Origin of the sequence: Pedobacter sp., assembly GCF_031119335.1 — a bacterium.
Taxonomy (GTDB): Bacteria; Bacteroidota; Bacteroidia; order Sphingobacteriales; family Sphingobacteriaceae; genus Pedobacter.
The window spans coordinates 1-25332 of sequence record NZ_JAVHXT010000020.1 but is presented as its reverse complement, the minus strand read 5'-3'; the positions used below and the strand labels follow the sequence as shown (position 1 = coordinate 25332).

30 protein-coding genes are annotated in these 25332 nt (G+C 37.7%); 5 read left to right on the top strand and 25 right to left on the bottom strand.

All coding sequences use genetic code 11. The features are described 5' to 3' along the window. Window positions 1-98: 98 nt before the first annotated feature. The 9 genes from REI64_RS17050 to REI64_RS17010 form a co-directional block, all read right to left on the bottom strand. On the bottom strand, window positions 99-860 hold the full coding sequence (locus tag REI64_RS17050) for an SDR family oxidoreductase (RefSeq protein WP_308851355.1): 762 nt from the start codon (window positions 858-860) through the stop codon (window positions 99-101). A 65-nt stretch (window positions 861-925) separates the two neighbouring features. After that, on the bottom strand, window positions 926-1309 hold the full coding sequence (locus REI64_RS17045) for an AraC family transcriptional regulator (protein ID WP_308851354.1): 384 nt from the start codon (window positions 1307-1309) through the stop codon (window positions 926-928). Window positions 1310-1407: 98 nt separating this feature from the next. After that, entirely contained in the window at window positions 1408-1599 is a 192-nt protein-coding gene (locus tag REI64_RS17040; RefSeq protein WP_308851353.1) for a hypothetical protein, read from the bottom strand. A 27-nt stretch (window positions 1600-1626) separates the two neighbouring features. Beyond that, window positions 1627-2007 (bottom strand): XRE family transcriptional regulator, encoded by a 381-nt coding sequence (locus tag REI64_RS17035; RefSeq protein WP_308851352.1) that lies wholly within the window; start codon window positions 2005-2007, stop codon window positions 1627-1629. Window positions 2008-2037: 30 nt separating this feature from the next. Beyond that, complete coding sequence (locus REI64_RS17030) at window positions 2038-2331, bottom strand: type II toxin-antitoxin system HigB family toxin (protein WP_308851351.1); 294 nt, start codon at window positions 2329-2331, stop codon at window positions 2038-2040. Between the two features lie 145 nt (window positions 2332-2476). Further along, window positions 2477-3532 (bottom strand): nucleoid-associated protein, encoded by a 1056-nt coding sequence (locus tag REI64_RS17025; protein ID WP_308851350.1) that lies wholly within the window; start codon window positions 3530-3532, stop codon window positions 2477-2479. 482 nt (window positions 3533-4014) lie between these two features. Next, window positions 4015-4803: a TerC family protein gene (locus tag REI64_RS17020; RefSeq protein ID WP_308851349.1), complete on the bottom strand. Its 789-nt coding sequence runs from the start codon at window positions 4801-4803 to the stop codon at window positions 4015-4017. Window positions 4804-4885: 82 nt separating this feature from the next. After that, entirely contained in the window at window positions 4886-5326 is a 441-nt protein-coding gene (locus tag REI64_RS17015; protein ID WP_308851348.1) for a hypothetical protein, read from the bottom strand. 78 nt (window positions 5327-5404) lie between these two features. Further along, window positions 5405-6793, bottom strand: coding sequence for a DUF6600 domain-containing protein (locus tag REI64_RS17010; protein ID WP_308851347.1), 1389 nt, complete (start codon window positions 6791-6793; stop codon window positions 5405-5407). A 269-nt stretch (window positions 6794-7062) separates the two neighbouring features. Between REI64_RS17010 and REI64_RS17005 the strand changes: the two genes are divergently transcribed. Continuing rightward, entirely contained in the window at window positions 7063-7776 is a 714-nt protein-coding gene (locus REI64_RS17005; RefSeq protein ID WP_308851346.1) for an SAM-dependent methyltransferase, read from the top strand. Between the two features lie 66 nt (window positions 7777-7842). On the opposite strand, the gene REI64_RS17000 is transcribed toward REI64_RS17005, so the two are convergent. The 9 genes from REI64_RS17000 to REI64_RS16960 all read right to left on the bottom strand — a co-directional run bounded on the left by REI64_RS17000 (window position 7843) and on the right by REI64_RS16960 (window position 16319). Continuing rightward, a complete protein-coding gene (locus REI64_RS17000; RefSeq protein WP_308851345.1) occupies window positions 7843-8286 on the bottom strand; it encodes a hypothetical protein in 444 nt (147 codons plus the stop codon). Further along, on the bottom strand, window positions 8276-8647 hold the full coding sequence (locus REI64_RS16995) for a phage holin family protein (protein ID WP_308851344.1): 372 nt from the start codon (window positions 8645-8647) through the stop codon (window positions 8276-8278). Before REI64_RS16995 ends, REI64_RS17000 begins: the two co-directional genes overlap by 11 nt. A 20-nt stretch (window positions 8648-8667) precedes the next feature. Next, a complete protein-coding gene (locus tag REI64_RS16990; protein WP_308851343.1) occupies window positions 8668-8934 on the bottom strand; it encodes a YtxH domain-containing protein in 267 nt (88 codons plus the stop codon). Between the two features lie 306 nt (window positions 8935-9240). Beyond that, window positions 9241-10683 (bottom strand): ATP-binding protein, encoded by a 1443-nt coding sequence (locus tag REI64_RS16985; RefSeq protein WP_308851342.1) that lies wholly within the window; start codon window positions 10681-10683, stop codon window positions 9241-9243. A gap of 14 nt (window positions 10684-10697) precedes the next feature. After that, a complete protein-coding gene (locus tag REI64_RS16980; RefSeq protein ID WP_308851341.1) occupies window positions 10698-11099 on the bottom strand; it encodes a response regulator in 402 nt (133 codons plus the stop codon). Continuing rightward, on the bottom strand, window positions 11096-13381 hold the full coding sequence (locus REI64_RS16975) for a PAS domain-containing protein (RefSeq protein WP_308851340.1): 2286 nt from the start codon (window positions 13379-13381) through the stop codon (window positions 11096-11098). Before REI64_RS16975 ends, REI64_RS16980 begins: the two co-directional genes overlap by 4 nt. 168 nt (window positions 13382-13549) lie before the next feature. After that, on the bottom strand, window positions 13550-14977 hold the full coding sequence (locus tag REI64_RS16970; protein WP_308851339.1) for a sigma-54 dependent transcriptional regulator: 1428 nt from the start codon (window positions 14975-14977) through the stop codon (window positions 13550-13552). A gap of 135 nt (window positions 14978-15112) precedes the next feature. Beyond that, window positions 15113-15895: an enoyl-CoA hydratase-related protein gene (locus tag REI64_RS16965; protein ID WP_308851338.1), complete on the bottom strand. Its 783-nt coding sequence runs from the start codon at window positions 15893-15895 to the stop codon at window positions 15113-15115. A 4-nt stretch (window positions 15896-15899) separates the two neighbouring features. Continuing rightward, a complete protein-coding gene (locus REI64_RS16960; RefSeq protein ID WP_308851337.1) occupies window positions 15900-16319 on the bottom strand; it encodes a cobalamin B12-binding domain-containing protein in 420 nt (139 codons plus the stop codon). A 127-nt stretch (window positions 16320-16446) separates the two neighbouring features. Between REI64_RS16960 and REI64_RS16955 the strand changes: the two genes are divergently transcribed. The 3 genes from REI64_RS16955 to REI64_RS16945 all read left to right on the top strand — a co-directional run bounded on the left by REI64_RS16955 (window position 16447) and on the right by REI64_RS16945 (window position 18833). Further along, window positions 16447-16743: a type II toxin-antitoxin system HigB family toxin gene (locus tag REI64_RS16955; RefSeq protein ID WP_308851336.1), complete on the top strand. Its 297-nt coding sequence runs from the start codon at window positions 16447-16449 to the stop codon at window positions 16741-16743. Between the two features lies 1 nt (window position 16744). After that, a complete protein-coding gene (locus REI64_RS16950; protein WP_308851335.1) occupies window positions 16745-17110 on the top strand; it encodes a helix-turn-helix domain-containing protein in 366 nt (121 codons plus the stop codon). 73 nt (window positions 17111-17183) lie between these two features. After that, a complete protein-coding gene (locus REI64_RS16945) occupies window positions 17184-18833 on the top strand; it encodes a glutamine--tRNA ligase/YqeY domain fusion protein (protein ID WP_308851334.1) in 1650 nt (549 codons plus the stop codon). Window positions 18834-18935: 102 nt separating this feature from the next. Here the strand turns inward: REI64_RS16945 and nadD are convergent, their stop codons facing one another. From nadD to REI64_RS16925, 4 genes are all read right to left on the bottom strand, one after another. Next, window positions 18936-19511: a nicotinate (nicotinamide) nucleotide adenylyltransferase gene (nadD, locus tag REI64_RS16940; protein WP_308851333.1), complete on the bottom strand. Its 576-nt coding sequence runs from the start codon at window positions 19509-19511 to the stop codon at window positions 18936-18938. Window positions 19512-19683: 172 nt separating this feature from the next. Beyond that, window positions 19684-20250 carry a guanylate kinase gene (gmk, locus tag REI64_RS16935; protein WP_308851332.1) on the bottom strand — a complete coding sequence of 189 codons (567 nt, stop codon included), beginning with the start codon at window positions 20248-20250 and terminating at the stop codon, window positions 19684-19686. 57 nt (window positions 20251-20307) lie between these two features. Next, complete coding sequence (locus REI64_RS16930) at window positions 20308-21171, bottom strand: YicC/YloC family endoribonuclease (protein ID WP_308851406.1); 864 nt, start codon at window positions 21169-21171, stop codon at window positions 20308-20310. Between the two features lie 243 nt (window positions 21172-21414). After that, window positions 21415-22149: a lysophospholipid acyltransferase family protein gene (locus REI64_RS16925; RefSeq protein ID WP_308851331.1), complete on the bottom strand. Its 735-nt coding sequence runs from the start codon at window positions 22147-22149 to the stop codon at window positions 21415-21417. A gap of 124 nt (window positions 22150-22273) precedes the next feature. Between REI64_RS16925 and REI64_RS16920 the strand changes: the two genes are divergently transcribed. Continuing rightward, window positions 22274-22951, top strand: coding sequence for a hypothetical protein (locus REI64_RS16920; RefSeq protein WP_308851330.1), 678 nt, complete (start codon window positions 22274-22276; stop codon window positions 22949-22951). Between the two features lie 33 nt (window positions 22952-22984). Here the strand turns inward: REI64_RS16920 and rnc are convergent, their stop codons facing one another. The 3 genes from rnc to REI64_RS16905 all read right to left on the bottom strand — a co-directional run bounded on the left by rnc (window position 22985) and on the right by REI64_RS16905 (window position 25315). Then, window positions 22985-23713 carry a ribonuclease III gene (gene rnc / locus REI64_RS16915; protein WP_308851329.1) on the bottom strand — a complete coding sequence of 243 codons (729 nt, stop codon included), beginning with the start codon at window positions 23711-23713 and terminating at the stop codon, window positions 22985-22987. Between the two features lie 83 nt (window positions 23714-23796). Continuing rightward, entirely contained in the window at window positions 23797-25050 is a 1254-nt protein-coding gene (gene fabF, locus REI64_RS16910; RefSeq protein WP_308851328.1) for a beta-ketoacyl-ACP synthase II, read from the bottom strand. A gap of 28 nt (window positions 25051-25078) precedes the next feature. Next, window positions 25079-25315: an acyl carrier protein gene (locus REI64_RS16905; RefSeq protein ID WP_008508386.1), complete on the bottom strand. Its 237-nt coding sequence runs from the start codon at window positions 25313-25315 to the stop codon at window positions 25079-25081. Window positions 25316-25332: the final 17 nt, after the last annotated feature.

The window sequence follows — 25332 nt, the reverse complement described above, 5'->3', positions numbered from 1 at the left end:
ATAGTGTTGCTTGATTTCAAAAGCTCTTCTAAGGTGTAAAAACTTTATCAATAACTAAAGCTAGTCCATTAAAGGTTAAAAAGCAACATTTTATGAATTTAAATAAACATTCCGCCAGAAATCTCTAACCTTTGTGCGTTTACCCAACGGCCTTCTTCCGAACAAAGGAAAGCTACTACACCACCAATATCGTCTGGTAAGCCAACCCTGCCAAGCGCTGTGTTGGCGGCAATACCTTGGTTCATTTGCTCATTGTCTCTAACCACGCCGCCTGCAAAATCTGTTTCAATTGCACCTGGAGCTACTGCATTCACCGCAATTCCTCTAGCGCCTAATTCTTTTGCCAAATATTTGGTGAGCACTTCAATAGCACCTTTCATAGCTGCATAGGCACTGTAGCCAGGTAGAGAGAACCTGCTTAAACCGGTTGATACATTGATAATCCTACCGCCATCGGCAATAACTGGCAGCAATTTCTGAGTAAGAAAATAAACCCCTTTAAAATGAATATTGGTAAGTAAATCGAATTGTTCTTCGGTTGTGCTGGCAAATGGCGCATGAATACCAATACCAGCGTTGTTGATCAAAAAATCGAAGCTTGGTCTGTTCCATTTTTCGTTTAAAGTTGAAGTTAGTGAGGAAGCAAAAACATCAAATCCTTTTACTTCGCCAACATTTAATTGAATTGCAGCAGCTTTTTGCCCTAAAGTTTGTATGGAATTAACCACCTCATCAGCTTCTGTTTTGTTGCTGTTGTAGGTAATAATTACATCGTTGCCTTTTTTGGCCAAAGCAAGCGCCATATTTTTGCCCAAACCGCGGCTTCCGCCAGTTATTAAAGCTATTTGTTGTGTTTCCATCGTTTTGTGTCTTTTTAATTAGAAACAAATATCAGCAGGAAGCTAGCTTCAAAAATGGTGACAGTTTAAGTATTTTCTGTAAGTTGCTTTCTGAATTGGCGAGGCGTAATACCTTCGAAAGATTTAAAGAACTTAGTGAAGTTGGTTGGGTCGTTAAAGGTTAGCCTATAGCTAATTTCGTTGATGGGCATGTCGGTTTCGCTGAGCATTTTCCTTGCTTCGTCCATTACACGTTGTTCTGCAAAATGGCAAGGTGAATAACCTGTGGTTAATTTGATGGTGTTGCTAAAGTGCGTAGGGTGAATGAACAAATGCGCCGCAAAATCTTTGATGTGATACATTTGTTCGGTTCTACCGCTTAAAATATCATCGATGTGCTTTTCTAGCAGGGCGAAAAAATCCTTCGTAATCTCTTCTTTGCGGGTAAGTAATTTTTTAGGGATTGGCATAAGGCACTTTGGATTTAATCATTAGAAAAACGAAATTATAACAAACGATTATACTTTTGTAAGATTGCTTTGTGCCTCGCAATGACTGTAGTTCAGAGTTAAGCTCCATCTACTTCGTAGCCTACAAAATTCCAATTTCCTTTGGCATCTTTCTCGTAACTTACTTTGTAATTAGAAGAAGGCGGAATAGTAAAATGAAAGCTCAGCGTAGTTTCTTCCGGGTTTTTCGGAATGAAGTGACTAACGATGGAATTAGCTGTTGCTTCTATTTGCTCTTTTGAATGTTTCATTATAAAACTTATAGTAGTCTATAAGACCTAACTTTTTAAATTATATTCTCTTATAAGCATATCTGTAGGAATTCGTAGCGTGGCACTAAGTTGCCTAATTAATGAAATGGATAATGCTCGTTGATAATTTAGAACTTTACTTAAATTGCTTTTATCACCATGCATTTTTGCTATATCTGCGGCTTTAAGCCCAAATTCTTCCATTCTGATTTTAATTGTTTCAATGGGGTCTACATCTGGTAAATCCCATTCCTTGTTTTCATATTCAGAAATAAGGTGCACTAAAAGCATTTTTTCCTTATGTTCAGGACTATCTTTTTGAGCATTTTTTACTTCTTCGTAACGAGAGGTAGCAAGGTTATAATCCTGCTCACTTTCTAATAAAAACCATTGAGATGTTTTACTCATAATTTTATTAATTGACTTTTGATCACAAACTTAAATAGTTAATGCATCAACTTTGTCATATTCAGCATGTGTGCCGACAAATCTAATTTCAACTGTTTTATCTATAAAGTCCACCTCAACTATGATGCGGTACTTATTGCCAACAATTTTAAATCTAGCTCTTTGGCTGTTTAAAACTTTGGCTCTTGGAAAACTCTCCATTATTTCTAAGGAAGTATTCCAGTTTACTTTTTCTACAATGCTTTTAAAAACGGCGATACTTTTAACTGCATCTGAATGTTTTTTGCTGAAGTCTTGTAGCTTCTTGAGATAGATTATTCTCATTAGGAGAAACTTTGCTGTTAAACTTTACTTTACTCATCTTTGGATTTGCTTTGGGTAAGCAAATGTAATAAAAAAAGTTGTCTTAAAGACAACTTTTTTTATTACATTTTTCAGCTTTGTTTAATTGCTCCAGAAGATGACGAAGTTATTGTTCTTCCTTAAAATAAAGCTTGTAACAATTCATTCCTTTTTCTGCGTCATATTCCTTTTCTATCAACTCTTTGTTCCCGTGAATATATACGTGAAAGTTCTTATCTAATTTAAGGATGCTTTTAAAATCCTTTGCTTGTTTTTTTACTGCGGCCGTAGAAATATCAAAAGTGTCGGCAATTTGCGTATCAAACTCTTCTTCGTAAGATTGTTTGTAGTTTTTGAAAAGTTCAATCCCTTCTTCGTTAGCAATTACTTCATTGGCAAATTCATCAATATCAAAGGTTTCTTTTTCCTTAAAATATTTCATGGAACGGTTCAGCAAATCAATCTTGTCCGTTTTCTCTACATCAAATTCTTGATCCAATTTTTCAGTAACGAAGTTTTTGTAAACATCCATTACGTTTTGCGTTTTGTTAAAGTTATCGTTTCTAATTTTTAACATCAAAAACTGATCTTTCCAATAAGCAGCTTCTGAGGTACGACTTGTATTATCTACAACCACAACTTTGTAGCCTTCTGCTGCTTCGGTTTTAAAAATTAAACAGCCTTTATCTAATTTATTAATGTTAATGCCTTGTTGCTCGTAACTAATGCCAAATCCTTTTTCTTCAGGATAAACCTTGATGTAACTTTCTTTACTTTCTGAGCGGAAAATCCCAATCACATCATGTAAATCGCCTTCAATTTGAACATTTTCAAAATAGCCTACATACAATTCTCCGCCTTTAACTTTTGGATGATCTGCCACCTCAAAAAGATAGGTTGCCATGTTTTTGCTGTTTTCATGGAATGTTTCTCCGTGTGCAAAAATTTCTGCGGCAAGGCGATAAATCTCGTTCGAATTTAAATCGTTGTTGGAGTGCGTAAAGCGATAAACTTCATTTACTTTTTGGAATGGCGAAAGAAAGTATTGCTTTAACAGTTGATTAAGCATTTCATCGTCTATGTGCATAGAGTTGTCTGATAGCGCATAATACTCTTCATTGGTCTTATTGCCAACATGATGCACAGAAAGCTCTGCTAAATTAGATTCGAAAAAAGATACCATAAAATTGAATTGAGCAGCAAAGGTATTAATAAAGTCTAAAGCTAAAAGTAGAAAGACTCAGAAGCTGTTTAAATTCCTTTACAAAAAATACAGGTTTCATGTTTAGCTCGTGGAAACATTCTTCATCAAGTAGTCTTCGATACCGATTAAATCGGCACAGGCTAAGCTCAGACTGACAAGTAAAAAGTTTTACTAAAATTTAAACAGCTTCTAAAGTTTAGCAAGTTGAAATACTGTGGTTTTAATAAGCATTAGCAAAGGGAAGAAAGCGAAACGAGTTACCTTTGTTAGTTAAACCTTATTGTAGTGTAAATACTTTTTGTTGCGTCATTTCGAACGCAGTGAGAAATCTGTTACATAAGCAATTAACTTTAAGATTTCTCACTGCGTTCGAAATGACGGCAAGAGATAAACAAAAAGATTGAAACGAAAAGAAGGGCTATCGTTTCCGACGCCCTTCTGACAATGTTTTTCTTAAAAATTTATTTCGTTTCTTCTTCTGTTGGCGTGTTGCGGAGCTTAACCGGGTCGCGGTCGTTGCGCTTCATCCTTAGGTTAAGCATTTCTACCAATACAGAGAATGCCATTGCAAAATAGATGTATCCTTTCGGGATGTGTTGGTCTAAACCTTCGGCCAAGAGCGATACGCCGATAAGCAATAGGAAAGATAAAGCCAACATTTTAACCGTTGGATGTTTGTTCACAAAATTGCTGATGGCGCCTGCAGAAATCATCATCACAATTACGGCAATTACAACTGCTGCAATCATAATCTCGATGTGATCTGCCATACCAACGGCAGTAATTACCGAATCGAGCGAAAAAACGATATCTAAAATTAGGATTTGGACAATTACTCCACTAAAGGAGTGTACCTTAACTTTTCCTTCGTTTTCTTGCTCTCCTTCTAGCTTATTGTGTATTTCATGAGTACTTTTATAGATAAGGAAAAGACCTCCTATGAGTAAAATTAAATCTCTACCGGATATCGCTAGTTTCTCTAACCATTCTGGGTTCGTAATGCCTATCCAATCGCCGATATTGAATAACGGAGCGGTAAGCCTCATGATCCAACTTAAAGACATTAATAGCAATACGCGGGTAATCATGGCTAATGCCAAACCTAGTTGTCGTGCTTTTTTCTGTTGATGTTGTGGAAGTTTTCCAGCTAAAATAGAGATGAAAACGATATTATCGATTCCTAAAACAATTTCTAAAACTGTTAGTGTGAGTAGTGATATCCAGGCTTCTGGACTACTTAAGAATTCCATAAATAATTTCTAAAATATAAGATCGAAGATAAAACAAAAAAGGGAAGCTTTTGCTTCCCCTTTGCTTAAATATTTTTTACGTTTAAATAAATAGCGCAGAAACGGCATCTACTGTAGGCGAGGTTTTTAAGCCCAATAATTTTGCATATTGAACTGCGGTAAGTACACCCTTCATTTTAGAAAGCATTCCCGAATTTAAGCCACTTAATTTTGAAGTGTAGGCACTTGCATTTGTAGTAGCTAGGGATGATAAACCTGCTTTGCTTTTTAAATAATCAGTAACAATAGAAGACACTTGCGGCTTTTGTGTGTTAGTTAAGCTTAATGCCGAATTTAGTGTGGTAGCAATTTTAGAAGCTTGTGAAGCATAGTTGCTAGCGGTTGTTGTTACTGTTTTTGCTGCCTGACTATTAGCTGTGGTAGCTGTTTTTGTAGCTTGATTAAGTTTTGATGTTAAACTTGTTTGAGCAAATGCTGTTGTTGCACCTAGTGCAATAGCGAGAGTTAAGATGGTTTTGTTCATTGATAAGATTAATTGTTTTTTAAGGTAAATATAAAAATTTAATAGAAAGGATGGCCCTAGGCCATCCTTCCATTTTGTTTAACCCCTTCCGGGTCTGCCGCTGCCCTCGCCTCGGCTAGATCTTCCTGAGCTTTCTCCTGATCTACTGCTAGAACCAGATGACTGCTGTGGTCGTTGTTGCGAACGCTCTACACGCTCAGTTCTTTGTGGTTGCGGGCGTTCTTGACGCTCCATTGTTCTTTGCTGAGGCGCAGATTGCTGCACTCTACCTTCTGAAGAAGAAGAACGAGATGGCGTGTTTTCACTACTACGTTCTGTGCGCTCTCTACCTCTTCCAAAACGGTCGTTACGTTCTTGGTTAGTTGGAGGAGTTGTAGTGCTTCCTCGGTTCTCGGTGCCACGGTTGTTTTGTTCGTTCGTAGTCACAGTTCCTCTGTCTCTAGATCTTCCGAAGATAGAACCGCTGTCGTTTCCTGCACGCTCTCTGCTTTCTCTACTAGGCATAGTTGCATCTGTGCCACGCTCTGTACGTGTATTGCGTTCTCCACGGCCTGTGTTGTTATTGTCGTTTCGGCTGTTACCAAATCTGTCGCTTCTATCATTGTTAGCAGAAAAAGAACCATTATCATTACCACGTCCGCTTCTGCTTGCTGGGCTGGTTCTTTCTATTCTGTCTCTAGTAATGCTACCTCTAACGGCTTCTCTAGGTGCAGCTTTGGCGTTATCGCTACCTCTACTTGGGCGTGGTGCATAAACATTAACTGTGTTGTTTTCAATTCTATTACCACCAGTTCTGCTGGTTCTAGAAACATTGTAAACAGTTACGTTTTGGTTGGTTGCCCTTCTTACGTCGTCAATCCTCGGGCCGCTATAATACGTTCTGTTGTTGCGAACATAAGTATTGTTAATGATTACCGTGTTTTGGATATAAACTCTGTTTCTACCACTGTAATAGCGAGGGTAACTGTTATAATAAATGTGGCCGCTTGGTATAAAGTTCCAGCAAAAGTCTGGGGTTACGTAACGGCGTCCAATATTAATGTTGATGTTAATGCTTGGTCCCATTGGTGCCCAACCGTAGTATCCGCCACCGCTTCTCCAATCTACCCAAGCTGGTCCCCAGGTTGTATCTGGTAACCAAACCCAGTTGTTGTACCTGTTGTACATCCAACGACCGTAGTGGAAAGGTGCCCAACCCCACTCGTAGTTTGATACCCAAGTGTTGCCATACTCTGTCATAGCCCAACGGCCATTACTGTAATAAGGCCTAAAGTCGGCTTGGTCTACATCTGGTCGCCAAACGTAGCCATACTCTGGATCGTTGATCCAAGTGCCATAAGGTGATAACTCGTCGTAGAATGTTTGCAAAGAAACATCGTCGTACTGTGCTTTTGCGCTCTGTGTGGTTCCGGTGAGGAGGAGCAAAAGCCCGAGCATCATTGCCGGAAATTTGATCAAGGTTTTCATGTCTGTGTGTTTTAAATATTTATAATTAACCTAACGCTGTGTGTATATCAATTTAAAATCCAAATTGTGTTATAGAACGTTAAACGCCCTCAATGCCACAATAAAGTTGCGTGTTTAGTAGAATTAACGTAAGTTTCGCCAACGAAGTGTGAATTTCTGTATTGAAATTATGTCATTTATGAGAATTGGCAGAACTAAATTTGATACAGTTTCTAGTCTAGCAAAACAATTGTTGTGCTTCGTTGTTTTTGAAAATTTTAATTTTGTTCATGCAAAAAGGTACACTTTTCCTCGTTCCAGTTCCGTTGGCAGACAATGCCGCTCATAAATCATTTACGCCATATTTGGTAGATACCATTAACAGTATCCATACCTATATTGTAGAGAACGAAAAAACAGCCCGTAAATTTTTAAAGGAAGCAGGTTTGAAAATTCCACAAAGTGAATTGGTAATACATGATTATGGTAAGCATAAGAGAGGAAGTTCTTTAGCGCCTTTTTTCAAAGAATTAAATGAAGGGAAAAATGTAGGCTTAATGAGCGAGGCTGGCTGTCCAGGCGTAGCCGATCCAGGCGCAGAAATTGTAGCCGAAGCGCACCGAAGAAATATTAAAGTTGTGCCTTTGGTTGGGCCTAATGCGATGCTACAGGCGTTAATGGCCTCTGGTTTTAGTGGACAGAGCTATGCCTTTACGGGTTATTTGCCGATAGATAAAGGTGATAGAGCAAAGCGGATTAAGGATTTAGAACAACTTTCGCAACGATATAGGCAAACCCAACTTTTTATGGAAACTCCTTTTAGGAACAACCATTTGTTTGAAGATATCCTGAAGAATTGCCAACCCAATACGCAGTTGTGTGTAGCTTGTAATATCAATGCAGAAGATGAATATATCAAAACGCTACCCATCAGCCTGTGGCGTAAAGAAAAAATAGACCTGCATAAAAAGCCTACTGTGTTTTTAATTTACAAAGGGAAATAATCTTCATAAAAAAAGCTCTTAATATGGATTAGGAGCTTAAATTTCTTCTTTTTGAAGATAAAACATTTAATAAGTTTCACTGTCTGGCGGAATGCCGTAGTCTACAAAATTCACATCAGCTTTTTTCCTTTTAGATGTTAGTGAAGTAAATAAAGACTTTGCTTTACCGAAAAAGCCAGTTAAACTTTCCGCATCTAAAGTTTTTCCAATTTTGCCAGAAACCAAGGCCGCTAAACTTTTGGTGATAAAGCCAGAGCCTCTGAATACAGTTTTATTTAGGAAAAGCGGCAAGAGAAACGACATGATGGTACCGCTTATATTTGTTTTCTCATCTAACTTGGTCAAGCTCTGTGGATTCAGAAAATTCTTAATTAGGTTTATAGGAGAAAACTGCTTGATGTAAGTTTTAGCATCTTCCTTTAACTGTGTTTCTTTTAGCTGATATTCAACTTTAACACGGCTAATCTCAATCTCTAATTCTGCCAAGGATTTTATGTCTTTATGCCTCATCGTCTTTATCTGCTATTTTATTAAAGTATTTTCTAATAAACATATTCACCAATATCTTCTCGATAATGTTATCCTTGGTAAGGAAAACGATAATGGATAAAAGCAAGTAAACACCCGCCACGCAGCCGAAACCTGCTACCATACTGCCAAAAACCTCTGCGAGATATAAGGCAAGCGTAATAGTGCCCAATAAAAAGGCTAAAAGGAAACAAACTACAACTACCGTATTGGTAATTAGGTCGGCAAATAATTTAGAACCCTTCTTTACCGATTTTAGATGAATATAGTCTAAACGACTATCTACATAACTCTTGGCATCGGCTACGAGCTCTTCAATATTTTTTTCTTTCTTTTCTTCCATTACCGTTTATTAGAGTTTTCTTACACGTGTTCTACTTCGTCAGAGTATTCTTGCTCTACGTCGCGAAGTTTGCCTTTGATAGAGTTTACCACTTTATCTTTTAGGCTGCTTAAATTGTTGATCTCATCTGCAGCTCTGTCTTTAATCGAGTCGCCAAAATCTTTCAAAGATTGACCCAGCTTGTCGCGAGTGTCAGTACCTTTGTCAGGTGCAAACAGTATTCCTAATGCTGCTCCTGCAGCTAAGCCTGCTAATAAGGCTACTACTACTTTCGAGTTATCGCTCATGTTTTTATAGTTTTATGTTAAAAAATGAAAAGTTATCTAAACTATACTGTTTAAACTACCTAAAAATAAAAATTGTTTTAAGTTTTTGTTTTTTATCTAAAGATCGTCTTCCGTCAAATCGAATATCCCAATATAGTTAAAAAAAGAGCCTTAACAAACCAAAAACAAATATTATTCCGTTTTTGAGTTAAATTTTAGAAACAGATTATTTTATAGTAAATACAAAGGCGGGTGTCCTCACCCGCCTTTAGATATTTAGATATTTATTTATTCGAAATGTGTATTAAAGAGGTTGTTGAGCTTAATTTAATTGATAGGCAACTTCACTACAAATAAGCTTCCATTCTCTTGCGGCTTAAAAACGATATTACCATTATGAGCTAATAAAGTCCTTTCAGCTTCTGTTAAGCCTAAGCCTTCTGCGTCCTTTTTGGTAGTGAAAAATGGTTCGAAGATTTGGTGCTCTAAGTCCTGATTGATGCCTTTGCCATTGTCTTCTATTAATATGGAGTAAAAGCCGCTATCGTTGATACTGCTAATATTTAACACTTTTGGATAGGTTTCCATGCCTTCTACCGCATTCTTTAAAATGTTAACCAAAGCCTTTTTGATTTGTTTTTTATCGATAGACAGATACACTTCTGAAGGAAGTAAATGTTTTTCCAGTACGATCCGATGTCCTAATATCAGATCATTAATTTCTGCCAAGGCTTCTTCTATAACTTGATTAATACCATTTTTTTGAGTAGAGATAGGCTTATTCTCAGTACTCTCAATAAAATTTCGAGTGAGCTGGTTAATGTCGTCTATGTTGTTCTTTATCGTCTCAAGATTAGATTGAAGGGTTTCGTTATAAGCCAAACTTTCGTCTGTAGTAAGGTCATACAGCACCAAATTAATAGTCGATAGCGGATTTCTGATTTCCTCTGCAAAGCCTTTGGCGATATGCTCCGAGATAGAAAACTTACTTTCGTGTATAAACTTCGTTTCTTGATGCTTTCGGTGTGTAAGATCGTGGATAATCGTATGGTAAACTTCTACCATGTTTTGCGGGTCTATCTGCAAGAAAGAAGATAAGCTACAGAAGTAAACCTGCCCCTTGTTAGACACCATCTGACATTCAAAATCGCTTACAGCACCCTTAGTTTCTAATTCTTGGATAAAATTTTCACGGTCTTCTTGCGTGTAGAATAGACTTCTATCATTAAGTTCTAACATTTCTTTGATGTGGTAACCAAAAAATTGTAAGCCAGCTTTATTGATGTCGTGTATTTTTCCAGTATAATCGGATATCAAAATAGGTTCTTTAGCTTTGTCGAAAATGATCTTGAATTTATTTTCGCTTTCTTTTAAGGCCTTTAAAGTTTCGCTTTGCTTTAGCGCATAGCGGATGCTACGGTCTAGTGTATCAGGTTCAATTTTGTCCTTGATAAGATAGTCTGCCGCACCAACATTCATCGCCTCTTCATCAATTTTATAGTCGCCTTTTCCTGTTAGAATAATGATGGGTTCCTTAATACCTGAAAGAACGGCTTCATTAACCAAATCAACACCGGTGTGTTTGCCCAATCTATAATCTACCAAATAAATATCAAACTGATGCTTTAACACGGCATTAATGCCTTTCTCGAATGTGTCTATCCAAGTGAGTTCATATCTTTCGGCTCCATTTATACGATTAAAAACATCTTTGGTGATGATATAGTCATCTTCATCATCATCAATTAATAAAACCTTTATTTTGCTCATATTTTTAAATTAGATTAAAGCCATTTGCTTGCCATGTTTGTAGTGATATTCACTAAATCTTTAAAAGAAGCTGGTTTGGTAAAAAACTGATCTGCGCCAAGTTCCATTACCGAATCGATATCTTCTTTATTTTTTGTTGTAGACAGCACTACAAGCGGTATATTTTTGGTTTGATCACTTTTTCTAAGCTCTTTTATTACGCCTCTACCATCTAATACTGGCATATTTAAATCTATAACTACCAAATTGGGCATTTCATTGTTAAGCAATAGTTTTTGTATATGTTCTATCAATAATTTTCCGTTATTTAAAAAGGTTACTGCATTCTGGTTAATTTCTGAAAAAGCATCTTTAAGCATCAAAGCATCATCAGGGTCGTCTTCGGCAATTAAAATAAGTGGGTGCATTTTTGTCATGGAGCCGCGTTAGGTTTAAGGGGTAAAACGATAAAAAATGAAGCTCCTTCGCCTTCTTTACTTTTTGCGAAGATGAAGCCAGAGTGATTTTCTACAATTTTCTTGCAGATGGCCAACCCAATGCCAGTTCCTTTATATTCTGTTCTAGCGTGCAATCGCTGAAATAGATCGAAAATTTTGCCAGCATAACTCTCGTCGAAGCCAATGCCATTGTCGGTAATTTTAACCACACAATAAGTCGAATTCTGGGAAATTCCTATTATAGGAATAGCGCTTCCCAATAGTGTTTGTGAAGAAATATCTATTGCAGGTTGTGTATCTGGCTTGATAAATTTTAAAGAGTTACTAATGATGTTTTGGAACACTTGAGCCAGTTGTGCGGCAATTCCTTCAACCTCTTCATTTACCGATAACGATACTTTAGCATTGGTGGTTTCTATGGTATAATCTAAATCGTGCAGTACTTTTGTGAGCAATTCATTGAGGTTGATTTTGTGAAACTCTTTGGCTTCGCGGGTAACTTTTGAGAAAGCCAGCAGATCGTCAATCAAAATCTGCATCCGCTCTGCTGCGTTTTGCATCCTTTCGATGTAATCTTGCCCTTCTTCGTTGATATGCTCGGTAAACCTTGTTTTTAACCGATCGCCAAATGCTCTAATTTTTCTTAACGGTTCCTGCAAATCATGCGAAGCCACATAAGCGAACTGCTCTAGGTCTTTGTTTGAAACATTTAGCTCGTTTATCTTTTCTTCGAGTTTCCTTTGTGTTTCTTTTAACTGCGTAACATCTTGCGTATTTCCTAAGTATGAATAACCATCACCAATTTCATCTTCTTTAAATTTTGCCGTGGTAGAAACGTATCTTATTTCGCCGTTTGGCCTAATAATTCTGTAATTAGCTTTAAATGATGTTTTACTCGATCTGGCTTCTGCAAAAATCTTTTTGAGCTCGGCTGAATCTTCTTGATGTACAAAACCGAAATAAGAATTGATGGTAACAACGGTAGAGTGTGGTAAGTAGCCATGTATGTTGAACATCTCATCAGACCAGAACATGTACTCGTTTTTAGAGTGCCATTCCCAGCTACCATTATTAGAAACAGCCTCGCCTTCGCGTAGCAGAGTTTCATTTTTTCTTAGTTTAAGTGTAGCTTCTTTAAGCTCGGTAATGTCTTGAATGGTACCTACGAGCTTATGTTCCTTACCAGCAAAATATCCTTGGTTAAGCACATATCTTTTTTCGCCATTAGGCTGAATGATTTGATATTCGGCAGCAAATGAAGTTTTATTCTTAACAGCATTAGATAATTCTTTGCTTAATTTTTGCTTGTATTCTGGTACAATTACCCGCTCGGCAATGGCGTGTGTGGGTTGAAATGAATTACCTTCGAAGCCATAAATACGATATAACTCGTCAGACCATTTGTACGAGTTTGTTTTGATATCGAGTTCCCAACTACCCAGTTTAGATATTTTTTCTGCGTTCGCCAATAAGCCTTCTCTTTCTATTAAATTAGCCGTTAAAGCTTGTTTTTCCCTTACTTCTACATCTAGTTTAGCAATAATGCGCTGCTCGTTCCTAACGGTTTCTACATAATTAAGGATAATACCAGTTAAAGGCACCAAATAACTAATGAAGCGGAGGTAGTGCGCTGCATTAAAATAGGTGTCGAAAGCATTGGTGCTCAAAGCCATAAATAACTGAGCTAACAGAAGCGGCGCAATACTTAAAATAAGCAGTTTTGAAAAGATGCTATGAAAACGTAGCATAAACTTAGGCAAAAAGAAAGTGGCCCAAACAAACAGCAGTATTAATGGCAAAAAAGAGAATAAATCGATTTGAACTACTTTGTCAAACACGAGTTTATGCCGTAAAATGGCGTCAGTATTTGCGATGGTTAATACGCAGGCTATTCCAGCAAAAAAGCAAAAAATGGCAGTTCTCCATAAAATTTTACGTTTTTGTTCAAGACTCCGAAGGTTTTTAGATTTTATTCTGAGGTATACGAAGGTGCCGATCAACAGTGTTAGGGAATAAAACATCCTGTTAATCCACCAAATGAAATACAAAGTGCCAGAGGTATCTGAAAAACCTGTCGCATTTTCATTTAAAATCAATAGGTAGTAAACGTCGAGGATGGCAGAAATAAAAAGCGTGATGCCAAAAAGTGTAATCGTTAACTCTTTCCGGATATTATAATCTATCATGGCAAGCACGCCCGTAAATAACGCTGCGGCTATGCCAAAAGTGGTCCAAACACTCGTGTAAAAATTAGTGTTCAAGTTAAAAAAAAGAATCTTCTGCGAAACATTTCCAAAGGCAATATCCAATACCACAGAAAGTAATGGAGCTATACATAGCAACATTACTATCCATAATATTTTCTTGGAAATATTGTAACGGTTTTTAAACCTAGAAGGGCCAGATTTTTTAAATAAACTAAGCACTGTCTATTTATTGTCGAGGTCAATTGCTTTCATCTTATTGTAAAGAGTCTTCCTGTCAATATTTAAAATTTTAGCGGCTTTCGTTTTGTTGAAATTCACTTCTCTTAGCACTTTCAGGATTGTCTCATACTCTGCCTCTAGCGCTGCATTTTTCAAATCTCTAGGCTTGTTACGCTCTGTGTTTTCTGCCGATGTACTGGCGAAATTATTTAGCACAGGCGCTTTGGCATAAGTTGATATTTCTAGCGGAAGGGCTTTCAGCTGAATTTCGTCGGTTTCTGTAAGTAAAGTTGCTCTGCGCACCACATTTTTTAGTTCTCTTACATTTCCCGGCCAGTTGTAAGTTAAGAAGCAATCAACTACCTCATCTGAAAACCCCTTAATGTTTTTACTCAATTCCTGATTGGCTAACTGTAAGAAACTCTCAGCAAATGCTAAAATATCCTTGCCTCTTTGGCTAATTGGCGGAAGATTAATAGAAAATTCGTTGAAACGATGGTAAAGATCTTCTCTAAATCTGCCTTTTGAAATGGCATCTTGAAGATTTTCGTTAGTTGCTACAATAATTCTCACATCTAAGTCAATCTCTTTGGTACTGCCAATGCGTTTAATTTTGCGCTCTTGAACTGTTCTCAGTAGTGCAGCTTGGATATCGTAAGATAGATTTCCAACCTCATCTAAAAATAAAGTTCCACCATTTGCCATTTCGAAGTGACCAATTTTAGTGTACAGTGCACCTGTAAATGATCCTTTTTCGTGACCAAAAAATTCGCTTCCGGCTAGTTCTTTAGTTAATGAGCCACAATCCATAGCCACAAAAGGTTTGTCTTTTCTAGGGCTATTCAGGTGGATAGCTTTAGCTACAGATTCTTTACCTGTACCGCTATCTCCCATTAAAATAACACTGTAAGCTGTAGGGGCAACTAATAAAATTTGTTTCATTAAATCTTTAGAAGCTCCACTTTGCCCAATCACAAACTCATCGGTAAAGGTGTAATTGCCTTTGCTTGCTTTAGGTTTGTCTTGGCCACTAGTTGTTTCTACCTCAGGTGTACTTTCGTTCAAAGCAATTTGTGTTTCAATAGCTTTGTTGATTGTGTTTAGAATTTCGTCTGGATATAACGGCTTTGTAATATAATCATAGGCGCCAAGCTTAATTAACTCCACAGCTAGTTTAATATCAGAGTAACCTGTTATGATAATCACGCCAGTTTTTGGATAACTTTCTTTGATTTTAACGAGCATTTCTTTACCATCGGTATCTTCCAAGCGGTAGTCGCAAAGCACTAAATCAAAATGATCTTTAGAAAGGTATTCCATTGCAGAACTACCACTAGTTGCACTAGTTACATCGAAAGAATTTCGGGTTAAAAATTTTGAAAGCAGTAATCCGATATTTATCTCATCGTCAACTATTAATATTTTCTTCATACAATTAACTTAACGTACGTTATAATAGCTAAAATATGTAAAAAAAAGCGAATGGGAAATTTTTTCTACACTTTTTTACAAAATGTATACCAAAAAGGAGTGGAAGAGAGACCGTGTAGATTTACGATAATAAAGCTAAACACCTTTAAATTCAGGTTTTCGTTTTTCCAGAAAAGCCGTAGTGCCTTCTTTGAAATCGTCTGTATTGAAACAGTTGCCAAATTCGTTAATCTCTGTTTGGAAACCGTCTGCTTTTGGATTAAAGCCCGCATTTACCGCCTTTATTGCGCTTGCCAATGCCAATGGTGCTCTAGATTTTATTTTTTCAATCAATTCGTCCGCTTTTGCTAACAAATCAGTTTGGGGAACAACGTGATTTACTAAACCAATCTGTAGCGCTTTTTCTGCACTAATCATATCGGCTGTAAAAATCATTTCGAGCGCCAAGCCTTTGCCCACCAATTGTGCCAACCGTTGCGTGCCGCCATAACCTGGAATTAAGCCTAAAGTGACTTCTGGCAAACCAAGTTTAGCATTTTCGCTGGCAATTCTGATATGACAGGCCATTGCTAACTCCAAGCCGCCACCTAAAGCAAAACCGTTAATAGCTGCAATTACTGGCTTCGTTGAATTTTCTATTGCATTAAATACATTATCGTGTCCGTCTTTAGCTAGTTGCCTACCTTCTTCCAAGTTGTAGTTCTGAAACTCGGAAATATCAGCGCCAGCTACAAATGCTTTCTCGCCTGCGCCAGTCAATAAAATAGCCCTAATTTCTTTGTCTGTTTGGGCAGAGGCTACAGCATGAGCCAATTCTGTTAATACCTCTTTGTTTAGTGCATTAAGTTTTTGCGGACGGTTAATCGTGATATATAAGATGCCGTTTTTTAATTCTGCTAATGTTTGCTGATATTCCATTTTGTTAAAAATTTCGGTGTTCTACCACCCAGTTTTCAATGTAGTTTACAATGTCTTTCATTGTTGTGCCCGGAGGAAAAAGCTGTCCAATACCAATTTCCTGTAGTTTTTTCATATCAGCATCTGGAATAATCCCTCCGCCAGTAACTAAAACATCGGTAAGCCCTTTTTGCTTCATTATTTCTATCACTTTTGGAAAAACAGTCATGTGTGCGCCAGACAAGATAGAGATACCGATGGCATCAACATCTTCCTGCAAAGCTGTATTTACAACCATTTCTGGGGTTTGCCTTAAGCCGGTATAAATGACTTCCATACCAGCGTCACGAAGAGAAGTGGCAATTACTTTTGCGCCTCTATCATGTCCGTCTAACCCTACTTTAGCTACAAGAACCCTAATGGGTCTATTTAAGGTTTTGTTCATATCTGGTGTACTTGATAGACGTAAATGTAGTAAAATTTTGAATTGCGCAAAATTAATGTTCTGTAAAACAAAATTATTTTTTGAATAACAAAAAAATATCTATTTTTACTATTGCAAAATAAATGTAATGAGAGTCCTGTCACATAGCACTTTAATTGACTACTATAATAAGGATATTAAGGCTAAGGCTGCGCTTGAACATTGGTATCAAACCGTAAAAAGAGCAGAATGGACCTGCTTTGCCGACATTAAAAAAGATTTTAATACCGTTGACAGCGTAGGCAATCAAAGATATGTTTTTGATATAAAAGGCAATGACTACCGATTGGTGGTAATTGTGAGATTCTCTATTAAAACAATATTCATACGTTTTGTAGGCACACATAAGGAGTATGATAATATAAAGGATATTAAAAGTATTTGATATGGCTAGTATAAACACAGAAATAGAATATAAAGCAATAAAAGAGCGTATTGAAGAGTTGTTGCTTCTTACTGACGATGATACTCATATTACTGATAAAAAGATGGTGGAGTTGGATAAGCTCTCGGAGCTGGTAGAAGAGTATGAGGATATTCACCATCCGATAGGAATGCCAACCCTTGCTCAGGTAATTAAACTTCGTATGTATGAAATGGGGCTTTCGCAAAACGCACTATCAGAGCTTGTAGGTGTAAGCCCCTCCCGCATTAGCGAGTATCTCACAGAAAAAAGCGAACCTACGCTGAAAGTAGCGAGAAGTATAAGTAAAAAACTGAAAATTTCGGCTGATATTATTTTAGGCATTTAAACGTTTGCCGGTTTGCCAGTGCTTTAAATTACCCTAAATTTGGTTAACTTTGAAGCTTAAACAATACAATTATATGAGCGAGGAAAAATCATTAAACTTTATAGAAGAAATTATAGAGAATGATTTAAAAAGTGGAAAGTACGAGACGTTGGTAACACGTTTTCCGCCAGAACCAAACGGTTATTTGCACATTGGCCATGCAAAGGCAATTTGCTTAAACTTTGGGTTAACGCAGAAATACGGAGGTTACACCAATCTAAGATTTGATGACACCAATCCGGTTACCGAAAAAACGGAGTATGTAAACAGCCAGCAGGAAGATATTCAATGGTTGGGTTTCCAGTGGAAGAACGAGTTGTACGCTTCCGACTATTTCGATACGCTACACGGTTATGCTGTGCAGTTAATTGAAAAAGGACTTGCTTATGTAGACGAAAGCACAGCTGAAGAAATTGCTACTCAAAAAGGCACACCAACAGAACCTGGCACACCAAACCAATACAGAGATAGAAGCATTGAAGAAAACTTGGAGCTTTTCGCAAAAATGAAAGCTGGCGAGTTTGAAGACGGCGCTTGTATTTTGAGAGCGAAAATTGATATGGCTAGTACTAACATGCTGATGCGTGACCCGATCATTTATCGTATCAAACATGCACACCATCACCGTACTGGAGATGCTTGGTGTATTTACCCAATGTACGATTTTGCTCATGGACAAAGCGATAGTATCGAAAATATCACGCACTCGATCTGTACTTTAGAATACGTTTCGCACAGAGAATTATACGATTGGTTCATCACCCAGTTGGGTATTTTTCCTTCTAAACAATACGAATTTGCACGTTTAAATCTTACCTATACGGTAATGAGTAAACGCAAGCTTTTGCAATTGGTTAATGAAGGCTTGGTTTCTGGCTGGGATGATCCTAGAATGCCGACAATTAGCGGTTTGCGTAGAAGAGGTTACACGCCAGAAAGTATCAGAGAGTTTTGTGAACGCATTGGTATTGCCAAAAGAGAGAATTTAATTGAGCTGAGCTTATTGGAGTTCTGTATCCGTGAGGATTTGAACAAGAAAGCAACTAGAGCTATGGCTGTGCTTGATCCAATCAAATTGGTGATTACGAATTACGAAGGTGATGGCGAAATCTTAATTGGAGAGAATAACCCAGAAGCAGAAGATAAAGGCGGTACTAGAGAAATTCCATTTAGTAAGGAACTTTGGATAGAACGCGAAGACTTTATGGAAGAACCTGCGAAGAAATGGTTCCGTTTGGCACCAGGAGCAATGGTTCGTTTAAAGTTTGCTTACATAGTAAAATGTGAGAACTTTGTAAAAGACGCTGATGGAAATGTAACGGAAATTCACTGTACTTACTTCCCAGAGTCGAAAAGTGGTAGCGATACCAGCGGACTTACCGTAAAAGGAACCATCCATTGGGTGAGCACTAAACATGCTAAAACAGCAGAAGTAAGATTGTACGATCGCTTGTTTAGCGTAGTTTCTCCAGATGCAGAAGAAGGTGATTTTAAAGAATACTTAAACCCAAATAGTAAAGAAGTGTTGAGCAACGTTTACATTGAACCTGCTTTGGCTGAGGCAACGCTGGGAACAGGCTATCAGTTTATCCGTAAAGGTTACTTCTGTTTAGATAAAGACAGCACAGCAGACCATTTGGTGTTTAACCGAGTGGTTTCGTTAAAAGATGGCTGGAAAGGATAAGAACCCCAAGCCCCTAAAGGGGAGCAATACCCTAAAGTCTCCCTTCAGGGAGATTAAGCACAATTATTTATATATGAATGGTGTGCTTGAGGGCGAAGCCGTTTAGAGGGTTTTATACAGGCTCTTTTTATCCATAAAATCAATTACAGCATCCGGTACCAAAAACTGGATGCTTTTTTCTTGCTTAATCGCATTGCGAATAAACGTAGAGGAAATATCCATTTGAGGTGTTTCTGTAATTATTACAGATGGATTCGCCTCCCATTCGCTCAAATCAATTCCTGGCCTAGGGTAAACAAATAACTTGTGATTTTCTAGCAATAGCTCGTAGTTCTTCCATTTTTTAAAGGAAGCCAAATTATCAGCACCCATAATCAAAGCAAATTCCTTTTCAGGATATTTCTCTTTTAAATGAGTTAAAGTGTCAATGGTATATGAAGGCTGCGGCAATTTAAATTCTATATCGCTAACTTTCAAATGTGGCGCATTCTCGGTGGCCAGTCTAGCCATTTCTAAGCGATCGTACATATCCGCCAATCCACTTTTCTGCTTTAGCGGATTATGAGGAGATACCACAAACCAAACTTCTTTCAAGTTGGTGTAGCTAGCCATGTAATTGGCAATTACCAAGTGCCCAATATGGATGGGATTAAACGAACCGAAGAATAAGCCAATCATTTTATAAAACTATGTCGTCATTGCGAGGCACCAAGCAATTTTTTTTTCTGTCATTCCGACGTTAGGAGGAATCTGTTAGGTCTGTAATACTTGCTAACAGATTCTTCGCTGCGCTCAGAATGACAGAGCGCTTTAAGATTGCTTCGTACCTCGCAATGACGGATTATTAACGTTACTTCTTTAAAAAAGACCCAACCAACTCTTCTGCCTCAGCACAAGCCGTTCCAAGTTCAAAATTCTTAAGGATAACATCAAATTTATCAGCGTAAGCTAGTTCTTTTTCAGCTTTAGCATAGCGTTCTTGCAGTTTTTCTTCGCTATCCGTACCTCTGCCAGCCAAACGTTCTTTTAAAACCTCTAACGATGGCGGCTGCACGAAAATCGCCAAAGCATCTTCTTCAAACTTACGTTTTAAACGCAAACCACCTTCCACGTCAATATCAAAAATAACGTGCTTGCCTTCGTCCCAAATGCGTTGAATTTCTGAGCGCAAAGTGCCATAAAAAGTACCGCTGTAAACCTCTTCAAACTCTACAAACTCTTGGTGGGCAACTTTATGTAGAAACTCTTCCTTGCTAATAAAATAGTAATCTTTCTCGTTTGTTTCGTCGCCACGCAACTCTCTCGTAGTTGCCGAAATCGAAAAACTTAAATTGTCGAATTTGCTCAACAAATGTTTAACGATAGTGGTTTTGCCAGCACCAGACGGAGCCGAAAATATAATGAGTTTGCCTTGCATAATATGTGTTTTGCGTTGGGCGTTCTGCGTTTGGCGCTTATCGCCTAACGCTTATCGCTACAACACATTAAGTAACTGTTCTTTAATTTTTTCTAATTCCTCTTTCATACCTACCACCAACTGCTGTATTTGTGCATCATTAGCTTTGGCGCCCATGGTATTAATTTCTCTGCCAATTTCCTGAGAAATAAAACCAAGCTTTTTACCATTCGCATCCTTATCCTTCAAAGTCGTGATAAAGTAATCGCAATGACTTTTTAAACGGGTTTGCTCTTCGGTAATGTCCAACTTGTCGATGTAGTAAATCAACTCCTGCTCAAAACGGTTTTGATCGTAGTTAACCTTACCAACCGTATCTTCTAAAAACTGAGTTAAACGAGCTTTAATATTAGGTATTCGTTGCGGTGCTAAAACCTCTACTTCAGCAAAAAAGCCCAAAATATTTTTAATGCGCAGCTCTAAATCTGTTTTTAGCACCTTTCCTTCATCTTCTCTAAATTGATGAAAGCTTTTCAAAGCCTTTTGGAAAGTACCTTCTAAAACTGCCCATTCGCTTTCGCTGGCTTCCTCTTCGGTGTACGTAATTACCTCTGGTAAAGCCAATACAGAAGGCAAAAGATTATCAATATTTGCACCCAAACTCTTGTTAACTTCAACCAGTTGTGTATAATATTTCTTCAGTAAAGTTTCGTTAATAGATGCGCCTTTCTGAGCATCCTCACTACGCTCTACCATAATGGCAATGCTCACCTTACCACGCTCAATTTCCTTGTTGCAAAGGTTGCGCAGGTACAATTCTTTATCAGAAAATGTTCTAGGAATTTTTAAACCGAGTTCTAAAAACTTCGAGTTTAACGATTTTATCTCTACAGAAAACTTCACACTTTCGTGATCCGTAGAAGCCAAGCCAAAGCCGGTCATTGATTTTATCATGTGCAAAGATAGTAAAAAAGGTAGAAGGTTGAGCGAAGCGAAATCCCGATACTTCGGGTTAGAAGGCTTAAGGTTGCGCCGTGTTATTAGAAAATGTCTGTCAGTATATTCTTGGATACTTTAGCCCTGCTGTATGCTGCTATCTTTTGGCGAATGCAAGTAGAAACTTCGTAAGTTTTGGTACAACCAAAAGTATATCCGCTACCATCAGGTTTAGCCAACAAAGTTTTCCTATGCACCTTTCAAAATCGCCTCTTCCATCAAAACATAAACCTTCTTTTTTAACTCGGGCACATCATCCATATTTAAGCCACTTACCGAAACTTCAGGTAATAAAATCGTCTTTATTAGGCCAGGTCTAGCCTTCAAAGGATCTTTTCGTGGTAGCAGTTTCCTATTATTAATCATCACAAAAGGAATGATGGACGTTTGGGTTTCTATCGCAATCCGAAAAGCACCATCATAAAAATCTGCCAAAGGCCTACCGGTTTGGTTCATGGTACCCTCTGCGAAAATCAACACAGACTGCCCGTTCGCGATATCCTTCTTTAAAGCAGCTACAGAAATTTCCCTGCTTTCCTTGCTGCTGCGGTCAATTAAAACCACAATACGTTTATAGATTAAACCAAACACCGGCACCTTGGTAATCTCTACTTTACCTAATGCACTAAAATATTGCGGAATACTAATGCAAACGGCAACGGCGTCTAAATAAGAGCCGTGGTTACCAACATAAATATGCGATTTCGATCTATTAACCTTAGATTTGTTTTTGGTGCTAATCCAAAAGAAACTGAAAGCACTAAATAACCAGGCCCAAATTCTCAACACGGAAAGAATTGCCCGTTTGCCGGCATTGATAGGTAAAATTGCAGAGAAAATCAATACAAAGGGTAGTGCCACAAACATGAGTGTGACGAAGATCATGGCAGCATAGAGCAAAAAAACAGCAGACAGAAACCTCATTATCAATTAACCTTTTTTAACTTAAGCCAAGCAAAACATTTGTTAAGTTTACAAATTAATAAATTACGTTGCAATGCGTTATAAAGCAAAGCTGATATTTACTCTATTTTTCGCCATAACTTTTATGGGTAAGATCTCTTATGCACAAAATGATTTTAATTTAACTGGCGTAGTTTTTGAAGACCAAACCAAAGTTAGAATTGCCTTAGCTGAGGTTAAAAACAAACGCTCAGGATTTTCTACTGGCAGCAACGATTTAGGTATTTTTTATATTAAGGCTCGTGTTGGAGATACTTTGTTAGTCACCAAAAGAAATTTTAGCGACTTGCAAGTAGTAGTTAAAGACAATAAAGATCTGGTACTTCTTCTTAATAGGGGAGCCACAATGCTAAATGAAGTTGTAGTAACCGGGCAGACTAAAAAGCAAGCAATTACCGAAGTTAAGCGAGATTTTAGAAGAAAAGGTTCATTTCATGCGGGGAAGCCGCCGCTTTTGTCTTTCATTTTTTCACCCCTTACAGCTATTTACGAACTCGTAGGCAAGACCCCAAAACAAGCCCGCCGATTTAACAGAATGGCTCAAACTGAACTTCAAGATGCTCAGGTAGACCAGCTTTTTAACAAAACCACAATTAACCAGCAAGTTGGATTGGAAGGCAAAGCACTAGAAGATTTTCTAGTTAATTACAGACCTAGCTACGAACAAGTGAAGAATTGGAATACTTACGATGCTATAAAATGGATTAACGAATCTTATAAGAAGTACAGTGATACCGCAGGAAAAGTTAAAAGTAGCAACTAGAAAGTTTAATTGTGTAATTAACCAGTTATCAGCTTAAATACTCAAAGCTTCGCAAGCTTTTTCAGCGGCTAACTTTTCAGCATTTTTCTTGTTGTAATCTCTACCTATACCGAAGTTTTCGTTACCAATCATTACTTTAACTGTAAAAAGTTTAGCACTTTCGCCTTCTCCATTTTCTACCACATCAAAAGTGATTTCTTTACCTTGACGTTGGCACCACTCAATTAAGCGGCTTTTAAAATTGGTTTCGGTAATTTCTAAGTGATGAATATCTACATAAGGTTTAATGATGCGTTTTAAAATAAGGTTCTTGGTAAAATCATAACCTTTATCTAAATAAATAGCACCAATTAATGCTTCGAAAGCATCACCATACATAGAATGGTGTTTAGATTGGAAGTTTACAGTTTTTTGGTCGAAGACAATCAGTTCATCAAAACCCATTTTGCGGGCCAGCTGATTTAAATTAGCACGGTTTACAATTTTAGAACGCATTTCGGTTAAGAAGCCTTCCTCTTTGTAAGGATAACTTTTGAAAAGCAGTTCAGCTACTACAGAGCCTAAAATAGCATCACCTAAAAATTCTAGTCTTTCATTGCTGCTTCTGCTGCCATTCTTTAAAAGTTTAGCTACAGAACGATGCCTAAACGCCATTTTATAAAGCGCAATGTTTCCCGGCACAAAACCAAGTACGTTTTTAAGCTTCTTTACAAAGTGCTTATTGGGCGAAAGATATAGTTTATAAATGCTAAACAAAGACATCAACTAGCAACACAAATTTAAGTTTAGGAAAAAGCATTTGTATAAATATACAACACAAACCCTTTAAACCGTAAAATTTTGGCTTATTCTTCGTATTTCTTGAAAACTACAGACGCATTGTGTCCACCAAAACCAAACGTGTTACTTAATGCTGCTCTAACAGTACGTTTCTGAGCTTTATTAAAAGTAAAGTTCAATTTTGGGTCAAACTCAGGGTCGTCTGTAAAATGGTTGATTGTTGGTGGTACCAAATCATTCTGTATAGCAAGAATGGTAGCCATCGCTTCAATCGCACCAGCAGCTCCAAGTAGGTGACCTGTCATAGATTTCGTAGAGCTGATGTTTAGCTTATAAGCATCTTCTCCAAATAAATCTACAATCGCTTTAGCTTCTTGTACGTCTCCAAGTGGAGTAGAAGTTCCGTGAACGTTAATGTAGTCAATTTGATTGGTTTCTAAGCCAGCATCTGCTAAGGCATTAGTCATAACCATTTTAGCACCTAACCCGTCTGGGTGCGGAGCCGTAATGTGATGTGCATCTGCACTCATACCGCCACCTACAATTTCAGCATAGATTTTAGCACCACGAGCTTTTGCGTGTTCTAATTCTTCTAAAATAATAGTGCCGGCACCTTCTCCCGCTACAAAACCATCGCGATCTTTGTCGAACGGACGAGAAGCGGTAGTAGGATCATCATTACGTGTAGATAAAGCATGCATTGCGTTAAAACCACCCATGCCCGCTTCGTTAATAATCGCTTCAGAACCACCGCTGATAATGATATCGGCCATGCCCAAACGAATATAATTAAATGCATCAATCATCGCATTGGTTGATGATGCACAAGCAGAAACGGTGGCAAAGTTTGGTCCACGCAATCCATACTTGATAGAGATATGCCCTGGAGCAATATCAACAATCATTTTAGGAATAAAAAAAGGGTTGTATCTAGGCGTACCATCACCAGTAGCAAAGTTAGAAACTTCGTCCATAAAAGTTTTTAGACCGCCAATTCCAGCGCCCCATATTACACCGATACGGTTAGTGTCTAATTTGGAGAAATCATATCCTCCATCTTTAACAGCCTCTTCGGTTGCAACTAGTGCGTACTGCACAAACGGATCCAACTTACGAGCTTCTTTTCTATCCAAATGATCTTCTGGATTGAAATTTTTTACTTCGCAAGCGAACTTTGTTTTGAATTTTTCAGTATTAAAACTCTTGATCGGCGCAGCGCCGCTCACTCCATTTGTTAAAGCTTCCCAAAATTCAGGAACACTATTTCCAATTGGAGTGAGCGCACCCAACCCAGTAACTACTACTCTTTTTAATCCCATTTATAAGTATTGTACAGAAAAAGTATTTCTACTTAACGTTTTTTTCTAAATAAGCAATTGCTTGACCTACAGTACCGATAGTTTCAGCTTGATCATCAGGAATAGCTACATTGAATTCTTTTTCGAACTCCATGATTAACTCTACAGTGTCTAATGAATCAGCACCTAAGTCGTTTGTGAAAGACGCTTCTGGCGTAACTTCACTTTCATCAACACCTAGTTTTTCTACGATAATAGCCTTAACTCTTGAAGCAATATCAGACATAATTTTATAATTTAATG